The sequence below is a fragment of the Pseudomonas syringae genome, from assembly GCF_021605415.1.
Taxonomy (GTDB): domain Bacteria; phylum Pseudomonadota; class Gammaproteobacteria; order Pseudomonadales; family Pseudomonadaceae; genus Aquipseudomonas; species Aquipseudomonas syringae_S.
Genome location: NZ_WKEQ01000019.1, coordinates 41,928 through 56,050 on the forward strand (window position 1 = coordinate 41,928; position 14,123 = coordinate 56,050).

General features: G+C 60.0%; 13 protein-coding genes. 10 read left to right on the forward strand and 3 right to left on the reverse strand.

Translation table 11 applies throughout. The features are described from left to right. Positions 1-29: 29 nt before the first annotated feature. Positions 30-620 (reverse strand): amino acid synthesis family protein, encoded by a 591-nt coding sequence (locus GIW69_RS15060; protein ID WP_007968626.1) that lies wholly within the window; start codon positions 618-620, stop codon positions 30-32. A gap of 362 nt (positions 621-982) precedes the next feature. Here GIW69_RS15060 and GIW69_RS15065 point away from each other — a divergent pair, with 362 nt between their 5' ends. Together GIW69_RS15065 and GIW69_RS15070 are read left to right on the forward strand one after the other, a co-directional pair. Further along, a complete protein-coding gene (locus GIW69_RS15065; protein WP_236483469.1) occupies positions 983-2,011 on the forward strand; it encodes a YCF48-related protein in 1,029 nt (342 codons plus the stop codon). 28 nt (positions 2,012-2,039) lie between these two features. Continuing rightward, on the forward strand, positions 2,040-4,424 hold the full coding sequence (locus GIW69_RS15070; protein ID WP_236483470.1) for an efflux RND transporter permease subunit: 2,385 nt from the start codon (positions 2,040-2,042) through the stop codon (positions 4,422-4,424). Positions 4,425-4,602: 178 nt separating this feature from the next. Here GIW69_RS15070 and GIW69_RS15075 read toward each other — a convergent pair whose 3' ends face one another. Next, positions 4,603-5,322 (reverse strand): FadR/GntR family transcriptional regulator, encoded by a 720-nt coding sequence (locus GIW69_RS15075; protein ID WP_236483471.1) that lies wholly within the window; start codon positions 5,320-5,322, stop codon positions 4,603-4,605. A gap of 118 nt (positions 5,323-5,440) precedes the next feature. Further along, the gene (locus tag GIW69_RS15080) at positions 5,441-7,177 is read right to left on the reverse strand and encodes an IlvD/Edd family dehydratase (protein WP_236483472.1); all 1,737 of its coding nucleotides are present in this window, start codon (positions 7,175-7,177) and stop codon (positions 5,441-5,443) included. 193 nt (positions 7,178-7,370) lie between these two features. Between GIW69_RS15080 and GIW69_RS15085 the strand changes: the two genes are divergently transcribed. From GIW69_RS15085 to GIW69_RS15120, 8 genes are all read left to right on the forward strand, one after another. Further along, positions 7,371-8,693 (forward strand): MFS transporter, encoded by a 1,323-nt coding sequence (locus tag GIW69_RS15085; protein WP_236483473.1) that lies wholly within the window; start codon positions 7,371-7,373, stop codon positions 8,691-8,693. A gap of 159 nt (positions 8,694-8,852) precedes the next feature. Next, positions 8,853-9,845, forward strand: a complete 993-nt coding sequence (gene araD1 / locus GIW69_RS15090; protein ID WP_236483474.1) for an AraD1 family protein — start codon at positions 8,853-8,855, stop codon at positions 9,843-9,845. A gap of 9 nt (positions 9,846-9,854) precedes the next feature. After that, positions 9,855-11,435: an aldehyde dehydrogenase (NADP(+)) gene (locus GIW69_RS15095; protein ID WP_236483475.1), complete on the forward strand. Its 1,581-nt coding sequence runs from the start codon at positions 9,855-9,857 to the stop codon at positions 11,433-11,435. A gap of 149 nt (positions 11,436-11,584) precedes the next feature. Then, on the forward strand, positions 11,585-11,878 hold the full coding sequence (locus GIW69_RS15100) for a DUF5629 family protein (RefSeq protein ID WP_236483476.1): 294 nt from the start codon (positions 11,585-11,587) through the stop codon (positions 11,876-11,878). Continuing rightward, positions 11,865-13,040, forward strand: coding sequence for a lactonase family protein (locus tag GIW69_RS15105; protein ID WP_236483477.1), 1,176 nt, complete (start codon positions 11,865-11,867; stop codon positions 13,038-13,040). The genes GIW69_RS15100 and GIW69_RS15105 overlap by 14 nt, the downstream gene beginning before the upstream one ends. A 156-nt stretch (positions 13,041-13,196) precedes the next feature. Beyond that, positions 13,197-13,376: a hypothetical protein gene (locus GIW69_RS15110; protein ID WP_236483478.1), complete on the forward strand. Its 180-nt coding sequence runs from the start codon at positions 13,197-13,199 to the stop codon at positions 13,374-13,376. Between the two features lie 250 nt (positions 13,377-13,626). Then, entirely contained in the window at positions 13,627-13,839 is a 213-nt protein-coding gene (locus tag GIW69_RS15115; protein ID WP_236483479.1) for a hypothetical protein, read from the forward strand. After that, positions 13,836-14,093, forward strand: coding sequence for a hypothetical protein (locus GIW69_RS15120; protein ID WP_236483480.1), 258 nt, complete (start codon positions 13,836-13,838; stop codon positions 14,091-14,093). Before GIW69_RS15115 ends, GIW69_RS15120 begins: the two co-directional genes overlap by 4 nt. Positions 14,094-14,123: the final 30 nt, after the last annotated feature.

Below are 14,123 nucleotides of genomic sequence, written 5' to 3' on the forward strand. Positions count from 1 at the left end.
TGCCTTTTTCTTGTCGTTTTACTGGTCGATTACTGGGCTTTTTCAGCGGCCAGTTCTTCCAGGTCGATGTAGCGGTTACCGATGCGCGGGTGCAGACGACCACCGTCGGCGCAACCCAGTACCACGACGATTTCGTCGGCGCGCGGGGCGTCTTCGATCTGCATTTCCAGGGTGATGTAGTGCGAGCGCAGGCCTTCGTCGTCCTTGTGCATCATCGGGATCTGAATCGAAGTGCCCGGGCCGCCGCGCTTGTTGGTGAAGCTCAGGTAGCTCTTGGCTTTCACGGCTTCGCGGTAGTGGTTGCCGAAGCGCAGGGTGTGAATGACCGCAGAGGCATGCTCGATTTCGCCATCGGCGCCGACGACCGCGGCTTTGCCGTAGGCCTCGATTTTCTCGGCGCCGCCGATGATGCCCACCAGACGCTCGACCATCATGGCGCCGAGGTCGGAGCAGTTGGCGCGGATCTGCGGCTTGAGGTCTTCAACGAAACCGTTACCCACCCAAGGGTTTTTCATCACGACGGCGAGGCCGACCATGGTCACAGGCTTGTCGGTGGCTTTGCCGCCTTCGATGAAGGTTTCTTCGACATAGCTGACGATCTTGCGAATTTCGAAACTCATGAGCTGCTCCGTTGGGGGATTGAGAGTGTCTGTCGGTCTGATGGTATACCATAATACCGGTTATGCAAGTCCCCCACGCAAGATTCGCGTCATCGATCCGGCGAATGGCCGTGTATTCACCGCCAACCCCAATTTCCGCAAACACCACTCCTACAGGTGAAATCGCCGGCTGATTTGGTTAACAAAAGATAACGTGGCGCCGATTGTCAGACGAATCCAAGCCCCCTAGGATGAGTCAGCTTCCGAAGGGGCTCTGGGTTGCGGGTTTCAGGACTATGCTTCTGATCCGGCAGCCTTCGGGATCACCCTTGCGGCGCCCTTGAAGGCCAAATGGCCTAACAATAATAAATAGGGGAAGGTCTATGAGTCGTTGCCGCCCGCCGGCGTTACGCAAAACCGCGTTGCTGGCCACAGCACTCTCGCTGCTGGGCTTTGCCACACTGTCGGCGCCCGTGATGGCGGCCGAAGCGCCTGCCGACGTGGTGTATTCCATCGAATCGGCCAAAGCTGCGAAAAGCCTGATGCTCGATGTCGTTCACGCCGGTAGGCGGCTGGTAGCGGTCGGAGATCGCGGCCACATCCTCTATTCCGATGACCAGGGCAAGACCTGGGCACAAGCCAAGGTGCCGACCCGGCAACTGCTGACGGCTGTGTTCTTTGTCGACGACAAACACGGTTGGGCGGTCGGCCACGACGCGCAGATCCTCGCCAGCGAAGACGGTGGCCTGACCTGGACCAAACAGTTTGAAGACCTCAACCGCGAATCGCCGCTGCTCGACGTCTGGTTCAAGGACGTCAGCAGCGGCTTCGCCGTGGGCGCTTACGGTGCATTGCTGGAAACCACCGACGGCGGCAAAAACTGGCAAGACGTCAGTGACCGCCTCGACAACGAAGATCAATTCCACCTCAACGCCATCGCAGCGGTGAAGGACGCCGGGCTGTTCATCGTCGGCGAGTCGGGCAGCATGTTCCGCTCCGCTGACGGAGGCCAGACTTGGGAAAAAATCGAAGGCCCTTACGAAGGCTCGCTGTTTGGCGTGATCGGCACGGCGCAACCCTCGACCCTGCTGGCCTACGGCTTGCGCGGTAACCTCTACCGCTCCACCGATTTCGGTAGCACTTGGGAGCAGGTCGAGCTCAAGGCTACACGCGGTGCGCTGGAATTCGGCCTGTCCGGCGCAACCCTGCTCGACGACGGCTCCATCGTGATTGTCGGCAACGGCGGCTCGGTGATCAGCAGCAGTGACAACGGCGAAAGCTTCAGTGTCTTCAACCGTCCGGATCGTATTTCCCTGTCGTCGGTCACCGCCGCCGGCAACGGCAACCTGATCCTGACCGGGCAGGGCGGTGTGCGGACGACTTCGCCAAACGGCGCCGAGTTGGGCAAATGAGCCGGATCAATAATAAGAAGGCGCAGCTATGACTTCCTTGAGCACTCATCACCAGGACAAGGCGACGTTTCTTGAACGCCTGATCTTTAATAACCGCCCGGCAGTGATCGTCATCTGCCTGCTGGTCAGCATCTTCCTGTTCTGGCAGGCGACGCTGATCCGTCCGTCCACCAGCTTCGAAAAAATGATCCCGCTCAAGCATCCGTTCATTGAAAAGATGATGGAGCACCGCAACGACCTGGCGAACCTTGGCAACACCGTGCGTATTTCGGTGGAAGCCAAGGATGGCGACATCTTCTCCAAGGAGTACATGGAGACCCTGCGTCAGATCAACGACGAAGTGTTCTACATCTCCGGCGTCGACCGTTCCGGGCTCAAGTCGCTGTGGAGTCCGAGCGTACGCTGGACCGAAGTGACCGAAGAGGGTTTTGCAGGCGGCGAAGTGATCCCGCAGAGCTACAACGGCTCCCAGGACAGCCTCGATCTGCTGCGCAACAACGTGCTCAAGTCCGGACAGGTCGGGCGACTGGTGGCCAACGACTTCAAGTCGAGCATTGTCGACATTCCGCTGCTGGAGTCCTACCCGGATCCGCAGGATCAGGGCAAATTGTTGCCACTGGACTACCGCAAGTTCTCCCACGACCTGGAAGAGAAAATCCGCGACAAGTTCGAAGCGCAGAACCCTAACGTCAAGATCCACATCGTCGGCTTCGCCAAAAAGGTCGGTGACCTGATCGACGGTCTGGTGATGGTGGTGATGTTTTTCGGCATCGCCTTCGTCATTACGCTGATCCTGCTGCTGTGGTTCACCAACTGCCTGCGCAGCACCATCGCGGTGTTGAGCACCACGCTGGTGGCGGTGGTCTGGCAGCTGGGGTTGATGCACTTTTTCGGCTTCGGGCTTGATCCGTATTCGATGCTGGTGCCGTTCCTGATCTTTGCCATCGGCATTTCCCATGGCGTACAGAAGATCAACGGTATTGCCCTGCAATCCAGCGAGGCGGATAACGCACTGACAGCGGCGCGGCGCACGTTCCGGCAGTTGTTTTTGCCGGGCATGATCGCGATTCTGGCGGACGCTGTCGGTTTCATCACGCTGCTGATTATCGACATCGGCGTGATCCGCGAGCTGGCCATCGGTGCGTCCATCGGCGTGGCGGTGATCGTATTCACCAACCTGATCCTGCTGCCGGTGGCGATTTCCTATGTCGGCATCAGCAAGCGCGCCATCGCCAAGAGCAAAAAAGATGCAACCCGCGAGCATCCGTTCTGGCGCCTGCTGTCGGCCTTCGCCAGCCCGAAAGTCGCACCGATCTCCATTGCCCTGGCGCTGGTCGCCTTCGGCGGCGGCCTCTGGTACAGCCAGAACCTGAAAATCGGTGACCTTGACCAAGGTGCGCCGGAGCTGCGTCCAGACTCGCGCTACAACAAGGACAACAACTTCATCATCAGCAACTACTCGACCAGTTCCGACGTGCTGGTGGTGATGGTCAAGACCCAGTCCGAAGGCTGCTCGCGCTACGAGGCAATGGCGCCGATCGACGAGCTGATGTGGAAGATGCAGAACACCGAGGGCGTGCAGTCGGCGATCTCGCTGGTGACCGTGTCCAAGCAAATGATCAAGGGCATGAACGAGGGCAACCTGAAATGGGAAACCCTGTCGCGTAACCCGGACGTGCTGAACAATTCCATCGCCCGGGCCGATGGCCTGTACAACAACAGTTGCTCACTGGCACCGGTGCTGGTGTTCCTCAACGATCACAAGGCCGAAACCCTGGATCGCGCGGTGCATGCCGTGCAGGAATTCGCCAAGGAACACAACCGGGACGGCCTGGAATTCATCCTCGCTGCCGGTAACGCCGGGATCGAAGCGGCCACTAACGAAGTCATCAAGGAATCGGAACTCACCATCCTGATCCTGGTGTACATCTGCGTCGCGACCATGTGCATGATCACCTTCCGCTCCTGGGCGGCGACCCTGTGCATCGTCCTGCCGCTGGTGCTGACCTCGGTGCTGGGTAACGCGCTCATGGCGTTCATGGGCATCGGGGTGAAAGTCGCGACGTTGCCGGTGGTGGCGCTGGGCGTGGGGATTGGCGTCGATTACGGCATCTACATCTACAGCCGACTGGAAACTTTCCTGCGGGCCGGGTTGCCGTTGCAGGAAGCCTATTACCAGACGCTTAAATCCACCGGTAAAGCCGTGCTGTTCACCGGTCTGTGCCTGGCAATCGGCGTGTGCACGTGGATCTTCTCGGCGATCAAGTTCCAGGCGGACATGGGGCTGATGCTGACCTTTATGCTGCTGTGGAACATGTTCGGTGCGTTGTGGCTGCTGCCGGCGCTGGCGAAGTTCTTGATCAAGCCGGAGAAGTTGGCGGGGCAGAAGGGGAATTCGTTGTTTGCCCACTGATCTGCCGAGCTGAAATGAAAAAGCCGCAACCTTGAGAGGTCGCGGCTTTTTACATTTGAAGGATCATATAAACCTTGTGGGAGCTGGCTTGCCAGCGATAGCGGACTAACAGCCAACACCCATGTTGAATGTTAAGCCGCCATCGCTGGCAAGCCAGCTCCCACAGGTTTTTTGTCGTTCAGGAGAGCTCGGCGCCGAGCACATCACTCAGTGCACTGCGCGCATCATCCAGTTGCACCAGCGTTGCATGTCTTGCCCCCAGCGCATCACGGTTCTCGATGGCCGTCAGGATCGCCTTGTGCCGTGGCAACGCCAACTCATGCAAATTCGGCCGCTGGTTCGAATGCTTCAACGCTTCGGCAATTGCCACCGACAGCATGTTGCACAGATTGGCCAGCAAGTCGTTGTGGGTCGCGTCGGCAATCCGGCTGTGGAAATCCAGATCCGGTTGCAGCAAGGCCTCCGGGGTCGGGGCGGCTTCCATGCGTTGGTAGGCTTCGTTGATGGAGGCGATGTCCGCGTCGGTGGCGAACTGGGCGGCGAGGGCGGCCGCAGCGGGTTCGATGATGCTGCGCACACTGGTCAGCACGTTGAAGAATTCATTCTGCGGGCTGCTTTGCATCAACCAGTGCAGCACATCCGGATCGAGCATGTGCCACTCGCGTCGCGCCTTGACCACCGTGCCGACCCGAGGCCGCGAATACACCAGGCCTTTGGCGACCAGCACTCGGGTGGCCTCGCGCAACACCGGCCGGCTGACTGCGTACTCTTCGCACAACAAGGCTTCGGCGGGCAGTTTGTCGTCGGGCTTGAAGCGTCCGGAGACGATCTGCATGCCCAGTTCCTGGACGATGCGCGAGTGCATGCTTTTGCGGTCGGACGGTTTGCGGTAATCCATGGGGAACGGCGCGATCCTGAGGCGATGAAGATGCCGCGCATCATAGCAGGCGCGACCAAACTGGAGGGGCAACGATGATCGTGCCCACGCAGAGCGTGGGAACGATCAGTCGACGGGGTTAGTGGGAGTGGCGCGGCACTTCAGCCCCACGGCAACCGACGAGGAAGTCAAAATCGCAACCCTGATCCGCCTGCAGCACATGGTCGATGTACAGCTGACGATAACCGCCCACCAGCAACTGCTGCGGCGGCTTCAGATCGGCCATGCGCGCCGCCAGTTCCGCGTCCGGAATGTCCAGGTGCAAACGGCCACTGGCGCAGTCGAGCTCGATCCAGTCGCCTTCCTTGACCGTCGCCAAAGGCCCGCCGGCTGCGGCTTCCGGTGCCACGTGCAAAACCACGGTGCCGTACGCCGTGCCGCTCATCCGCGCGTCCGAGATACGCACCATGTCGGTCACGCCTTGTGCCAGCAATTTGGCCGGCAAGCCCATGTTGCCGACTTCGGCCATGCCCGGATAACCCTTCGGCCCGCAGTTCTTCATCACCAGAATCGAGTTGGCATCAACGTCCAGCTCCGGATCGTTGATCCGTGCCTTGTACATGTCGAAGTTCTCGAACACCACAGCGCGGCCACGGTGTTGCATCAGTTCGGCAGTGGCGGCGGACGGCTTGAGCACTGCACCCAATGGCGCGAGGTTACCGCGCAGCACGCAAATACCGCCGTCGGCGCGGATCGGGTTGTCGAGGGTGCGGATCACTTCGTCTTCGCCGTAGATCGGCGCGTCCTTGGTGTTCTCGCCGAGGGATTTGCCATTGACCGTCAGCGCGTCCGGATTCGGGATCAGATTGGCCTCGCCGAGACGACGCAGCACCGCTGGTAAACCACCGGCGTAGTAAAACTCTTCCATCAGGAAGCGCCCGGACGGTTGCAGGTCGACGATGGTCGGCATGCCGCGACCGATGCGCGTCCAGTCGTCCAGATCCAGCTCGACGCCGATGCGACCGGCAATGGCTTTCAAGTGGATCACCGCGTTGGTCGAACCGCCGATGGCCGCGTTGACGCGAATGGCGTTTTCGAAGGCTTCCTTGGTCAGAATCTTCGACAGGCGCAAATCTTCGCGCACCATTTCCACCGCGCGCATGCCGGACATGTGCGCCAACACATAACGGCGTGCATCCACCGCTGGAATCGCCGCGTTGTGCGGCAGCGAAGTGCCCAGTGCTTCGGCCATGCAAGCCATGGTCGACGCGGTGCCCATGGTGTTGCAGGTGCCCGCCGAACGGGACATGCCGCCCTCGGCGGCGAGGAAATCATCGATGGTGATGGTGCCGGCCTTGACCTGTTCGCTGAGCTGCCAGACCACGGTGCCTGAGCCGATGTCCTTGCCTTTGTGCTTACCGTTAAGCATCGGCCCGCCGGTGACGACGATGGCCGGGACGTCGCAACTGGCGGCGCCCATCAACAGTGCCGGCGTGGTTTTGTCGCAACCGGTCAGCAGTACCACGCCGTCAATCGGATTGCCGCGAATCGCTTCTTCAACGTCCATGCTCGCCAGATTGCGCGTGAGCATGGCGGTCGGGCGCAGGTTCGATTCGCCGTTGGAGAACACCGGGAATTCCACCGGGAAGCCACCGGCCTCGATCACCCCGCGTTTGACGTGCTCCGCGATCTGACGGAAGTGCGCGTTGCACGGGGTCAGTTCCGACCAGGTGTTGCAGATGCCGATGATCGGCTTGCCATGAAACTGGTGGTCGGCGATGCCCTGATTCTTCATCCAGCTGCGGTACATGAAGCCGTTCTTGTCGGCCGTGCCAAACCATTGGGCGGAACGCAGGGTGGGTTTCTTATCAGTCATGATCGATTCTCTTATTGTATGACTATAGTGTTCGAGCTGTGGCTTAACATAAGCGCAAATTCGCCGCTTTGGAAGTGTTGTTGCTCAAATAGTATTACTATATAGTCGTTTTCAACGGAGGGATTGGCCCTGGCGATTTTCGCGAGAGGCGTCCCCCGAGGTTCTATAACAACAACAATCGGAGACCGATCTCATGAGCCAGGAACTGCGGCTTATTCGTCGCATCACCCTCAAACTGATTCCCTTCCTGATCTTGCTGTACCTGATCGCCTATGTGGATCGCTCCGCCGTCGGCTTCGCCAAGTTGCACATGGGCGCCGACATCGGCATCGGCGATGCCGCCTATGGCCTCGGTGCCGGGCTGTTCTTTATTGGCTACTTTCTGTTGGAGATCCCCAGCAACCTGATGCTCGAACGCTTCGGCGCACGGCGCTGGTTCGCGCGGATCATGATCACCTGGGGCGCGATCACCATCGGCATGGCGTTCGTCCAGGGGCCGTACAGCTTCTATGTCATGCGCTTTCTGCTTGGCGCGGCGGAGGCGGGATTCTTCCCCGGCGTTCTGTACTACATCACTCAATGGTTTCCGGTGCGCCATCGCGGCAAGATCCTCGGACTGTTCATCCTTTCGCAACCGATTGCCATGATGATCACCGGGCCTGTATCCGGTGGTTTGCTGGGTATGGACGGCGTACTCGGCCTGCACGGCTGGCAGTGGCTGTTCATCGTCATCGGCACTCCGGCGATCCTGCTGACCTGGCCGGTACTGCGCTGGTTGCCGGACGGCCCGCACCAGGTGAAATGGATGGATCAGGCGGAAAAGGACTGGCTGACGGGCGAGCTTAAAAAGGATCTGCAGGAATACGGGCAGACCCGCCATGGCAATCCATTGCATGCGCTCAAAGACAAACGCGTGTTGCTGCTGGCGCTGTTTTATCTGCCGGTGACCCTGAGTATTTATGGCCTGGGATTGTGGTTGCCGACGCTGATCAAACAATTCGGCGGCAGCGACCTGACCACCGGTTTCGTGTCTTCGGTGCCGTACATCTTCGGGATCATTGGTCTGCTGATCATCCCGCGCAGTTCCGACCGGCTGAATGACCGATATGGGCATCTGGCGGTGCTCTATGTGTTGGGCGCCATCGGCTTGTTCCTCAGTGCCTGGCTGTCGCTGCCGGTCGCGCAACTGGCGGCGCTGTGTCTGGTGGCGTTCGCGCTCTTTTCCTGCACGGCGGTGTTCTGGACGTTGCCGGGGCGGTTCTTTGCCGGTGCGAGTGCGGCGGCAGGCATCGCGTTGATCAATTCGGTGGGCAACCTCGGCGGTTACATCGGTCCGTTCGTGATCGGTGCGTTGAAGGAATACACCGGCACTCTGGCCTCGGGGCTGTACTTCTTGTCGGGGGTGATGGTGTTCGGGTTGATATTGACCGGCGTCGTCTATCGCGTGCTTGAACGCAAACACGTGCTGCCGACCGACCAATTTGCCGCGAGCGCACGAGGCGCGACCCGAACCTGACACAAGACATCCATCACCACCGGACCTGTGGGAGCTGGCTTGCCAGCGATAGCCATCTGTTGGACACATTTGTTCTGGATGTGCCGCCACCATCGCTGGCAAGCCAGTTCCCACAGAGTTCTTCGGGGTTCAGAAATTTTGCTCACGGGAGAAAATTCAATGCATCTGGTTCAATTCGAATTGAGTAATGGCGAGCGCCGCGTTGGTGTGGTCGAGGGTGGGTCGGTTCGCGAAGTCCAGGACGCCCATACCGTGCGCGATCTGGCCCTGGCCGCCATCGAGGCCGGCAATAGCCTGGCGCAGCAAGTGCAATCCCTCGGTCTGGGCATCAGCCATGATTACGCCGAGCTGCTCGCCAACCTGCGCATTCTGCCACCGCTGGATCATCCGGATCCGGCGCACATGCTGGTCAGCGGCACCGGTCTGACCCACTTGGGCAGTGCCTCGGCGCGGGACAAAATGCACCAGCACGCCGGTGATGAAGCGGCAATGACCGACACCATGCGCATTTTCAAATGGGGCGTGGAGGGTGGTAAACCGGCGGCGGGGCAAGCCGGTGTGCAACCGGAATGGTTCTACAAAGGTGATGGCAGCATCGTCGTGCGTCCGGGCCAACCGTTCCCGCTGCCGCCGTTTGCCGAAGACGCCGGCGAAGAGCCGGAAATGGCCGGCCTGTATCTCATCGGCAACGACGGCAAGCCTTATCGGCTGGGCTTCGCGGTCGGTAACGAGTTCTCCGACCACGTGATGGAACGCAAGAACTACCTGTACCTGGCCCACTCGAAATTACGCAGTTGCAGTTATGGTCCGGAACTTCGCGTCGGTGAGCTACCCCAACACTTGGCAGGCAGCAGTCGCATCTTGCGCGACGGCGAAGTGTTGTGGCAAAACGAGTTCCTCAGTGGCGAGGCGAACATGTGCCACAGTTTGGCGAACCTCGAATATCACCACTTCAAATACAGCCAGTTCCTGCGCCCGGGCGACGTGCACATTCACTTTTTCGGCACCGCGACCCTGTCGTTCGCCGATGGCATCCGCACGCAACCGGGCGATGTGTTCGAAATCAGCCAGGCTGAATTCGGCGCACCGCTGGTCAACGGCATCGTCCCGGTTGCAGCGGCATTTGAACCGGACAGCATCGGCACCCTTTAAGGAGATCCCATGACTCAGATTCTCGGTCACAACTACATCGGCGGGCAGCGCAGCGCGGCCGGTACCACCAAATTGCAAAGCGTTGACGCCGCAACCGGCGAGCAGCTGCCCCACGATTTCATCCAGGCCACTGCCGAAGAAGTCGACGCCGCCGCCAAAGCCGCCGCGTCTGCCTACTCAGCGTATCGCAGCCTCAGCGCTGAACGCCGCGCGCAATTTCTCGACGCCATCGCTGATGAGCTCGACGCACTGGGCGATGACTTCGTTGCCGTGGTCTGCCGCGAAACCGCACTGCCAGCAGGGCGTATTCAGGGCGAACGCGGCCGCACCAGCGGGCAGATGCGCCTGTTCGCCAAAGTGCTGCGTCGCGGTGATTTCTACGGAGCACGTATTGATCTAGCGTTGCCGGATCGTCAGCCGCTGCCGCGTCCGGATCTACGCCAATACCGTATCGGCCTCGGCCCGGTCGCCGTATTCGGCGCGAGTAACTTTCCGCTGGCGTTTTCCACGGCCGGAGGCGATACCGCGTCGGCGCTGGCCGCCGGTTGCCCGGTGGTGTTCAAGGCCCACAGTGGACATATGGCGACGGCGGAGCTGGTCGCCGATGCGATCATTCGCGCAGCGGAAAAAACCGCGATGCCGGCCGGTGTGTTCAACATGATTTACGGCGGTGGCGTCGGTGAATGGCTGGTCAAGCATCCGGCGATTCAGGCTGTTGGTTTTACCGGTTCGCTCAAGGGTGGCCGCGCGCTGTGCGACATGGCCGCCGCACGCCCGCAACCGATTCCGGTGTTCGCCGAGATGTCGAGCATCAATCCGGTCATCGTGCTGCCTCAAGCCCTGGCTGCCCGGGCCGAAACCGTTGCCCGCGACCTGACCGCTTCGGTGGTGCAAGGCTGCGGCCAGTTTTGCACCAACCCGGGCCTGGTCATCGGCATTCGCTCGCCGCAGTTCACCGCATTCGTTGAGCAAGTTGCCTCGTTGATCGGCGACCAGCCTGCGCAAACCATGCTCAACGCCGGCACCCTCGGCAGCTATGGCAAAGGCTTGCAAAAACTTTTGGCGCATTCCGGCATTGAGCATCTGGCCGGCAATCCGCAACAGGGCAATCAGGCGCAGCCGCAGTTGTTCAAGGCTGACGCCAGTCTGCTGATCAATGGCGACGAAGCGTTGCAGGAAGAAGTGTTCGGCCCGACCACGGTGATTGTCGAAGTGGCGGATCAGGCGCAACTGAGCGCCGCGCTTCACGGCCTGCACGGGCAACTCACGGCGACGATCATCGGCGAGCCGGCAGATTTCGAGCAGTTCCCCGAACTGACGCCACTGCTGGAGCAAAAAGTCGGGCGCATCCTGCTCAACGGTTACCCAACCGGTGTCGAAGTCTGTGATTCGATGGTCCACGGCGGGCCGTATCCGGCAACCTCCGATGCCCGTGGCACTTCGGTGGGCACGCTGGCCATCGACCGCTTCCTGCGTCCGGTGTGTTTCCAGAACTACCCCGACAGCCTGCTGCCGGAACCGCTGAAAAACGCTAATCCGTTGCAGATCCAGCGCCTCGTCGACGGCAAGCCGTCACGCGAAGCCCTCTGACCCCAACCGGTGAGCATTCCCACGCGCCGCGTGGGAATGCATTTCGGAACGCTCGGCGTTAAAAGATCGCAGCCTGCGGCCGCCCGTCCAGAGGGGCGGCGGTCACATTGAGCTATCATTGGCCCTTTCCCCCTGAAAGACCGACTGCCATGACTGCCACCACACTTCTCCAAGCCCTCGAACACTGCGACATGGTCGAAATCGATGGCTTGCACGCCTTTGAATTCTCCCTCTATGAAGACGACGGGCTGCACATCGAACTCATGGACGGTCGCTTGTCGAAACACTGGGAATTCACCCCCGAACAAGTCAGAGCCGCCACCTTCGACAACGACCTGCAAAGCTGGGTGATTGTCGGCGAGTTTGGCGAACATCGCCTGGTGCTGATTGAGGCCTTCGGCGGCAGTGATGACGACGAGGAAGAACACAATGACAATGCGTAAATTCTGGCCGCTGCTGATGGCCGGCAGCGTCGGCGCGATGGGTATTTCCAGCGCATCCGCCGAAAGCTTTCAACTGCTGGTCGGCTCCTACACCGCCAACACCAGTCAGGGCATCTATCGAATGAATTTCGACAGCGCCACCGGACAGATCGACGCCAAGCCGCTGCAAGTGATTAAGAGCGGAAATCCGTCCTGGCTGACCCTGTCCCGGGATCAGCAACGGCTATTCGTGGTCAACGAAAACGGCCCGGGCCAGAAAGATCCGGTCGGCCGCGTCAGCAGCTATGCGATCGACCCGAAAACACACGAGATCAGCCTGATCAATCAAGTACAAAGCCTGGGTAACGAACCCACCCATTCGAGTCTGAGCGGCGATGCGAGCCATTTGTTCGTCAGCAACTACTCTGTAGTGGAAGATCCGGGCGGCACCCTCGCAGTGTTGCCGGTGGGTGGTGACGGCAAACTCAAGCCTGTGGTGCAGATGAGTGCTCACCCGGCGAGTCGCGTGAATGCCGAACGCCAGGCGTCGAACCATGTTCACTCGACCGTATCGTCGCCGGACGGCCGTTACGTGTTCTCCAACGATCTCGGCGCGGATAAGGTGTTCATCTACCAACTCGACCCGCAAGCCAATCCAGATCTGCCGCTGACCCCGGCGAAAACACCGTTTGTAGCCTTGCCGCCGGGCAGCGGCCCGCGTCATTTGCTGTTTAGCGCCGATGGCAGACACGCCTGGCTGACCATGGAAATGAGCGCGCAGGTGGCAGTGTTCGATTACAACGACGGCGTGCTGAAGCAGACCCAAATGGTCGACCTCGCCGCCGGCCAGCCGACCTCGGACAAGGCAGCCGCCGCGTTGCACACATCGAGCGACGGCAAATTCCTTTATGTGAGTAACCGTGGTACCGCCAACCAGATGCTGGTGTTCGCCATCGACCCGGCGACCGGTCAGCTCAAAGAGCTGCAGCGACGCTCCGTTGAAGGCGATCATCCCCGTGAGTTCAGCCTCGATCCGAGCGGCAACTTTGTGCTGATTGCCAACCAGAAGAGCAACCAGATCGTCGTCGTCGAGCGCGATGCCAACACCGGTCTGCTCGGTAAAACCGTGCAAAAGTTGCCGATGGACGCGCCGAGCGATGTGAAGTTTATCGTGCGTCAATGAGCCGCAGGTCCCGGTTTACGGGGCCTGAAGCGGTGTATCGATGACGCTGATAATCGCTAGTGTTTCAAAGCATTTCAGGCAACCAACCCTCGAGCGTTACGTTTGCTCCACGGCCCAAACGGGCAAGCAAACCAAACGAACACGAGGGTTACCGCCATGAACTTCAATCTTTTCTCCGTTATCGCCGCTTCCGCCATCTCCGCCACCGTCGCTCTGCCAGCCAGTGCCAGCGTTGAAGTCAGCAGCAAAAAATCCCACGCGCAAAGCTACACCCAAAAATACCTGCAACAGAGCGCGAACTTCTATGCCGCGCTGGATCACAAAATCCAACACTGAAATGACCGAATCCGCACTCCCCGAGGGGCTGCAGGAGGCTGCGATCTTTTGATCTTATGAAATCAAAAGATCGCAGCCTTCGGCAGCCCTTACACGCGCGTGCGATTGAGGGCGATAGGTTTTGTTTAGCGGCCGGATAGTGTCGCTTAATGATTAACGAAGCTGATACTTGGTATGGGAAACGCTGAGTGGTTCGTTCCGCTTATTTGATCGATTCTGTGGCCATCGCAACCCGCCAATGGAGAAGATCATGGCCAGCGCACTCATCACTTCCGCCAAACGCGGCGCCTATGTGGCCATCGGTCTGTATTTGGCGCTGGTCGTGGTTGTCAGCATTTCGTCCCAGCTCGAACACAGCTTCAACGCGCCGATAGACGTCGCAAGCCCCGGCATCCAGTTTGAACACCGCACGCAAAACGCAGCGGTCGATCACGCTGAACTCACAGAAGCACTCGGGGTATGAAAGGGTACAGACTCTGGGTGATCGCGACGCTCGCCTTCATCACCAACGGCACGGCGCTGCTGGGGATTGGCCAGGGCTCGGTCGGATCACTGGCTCGGGCCATCGAAGCCAGGCACACCATTGCTCATGACATCGAGCGGGCCAACGCGTCGGCGATGCTGTCGGGCAATCCGCCGTGCAGGGCGTCGGCCCCATTCCTCGGCCCGTTCGAAATCGATTGCGGCGCGCTGAACATGTGCGCCGCCTTAGCCTGAACCCCCCGAGCCTTCGGCAGCCCCTACACG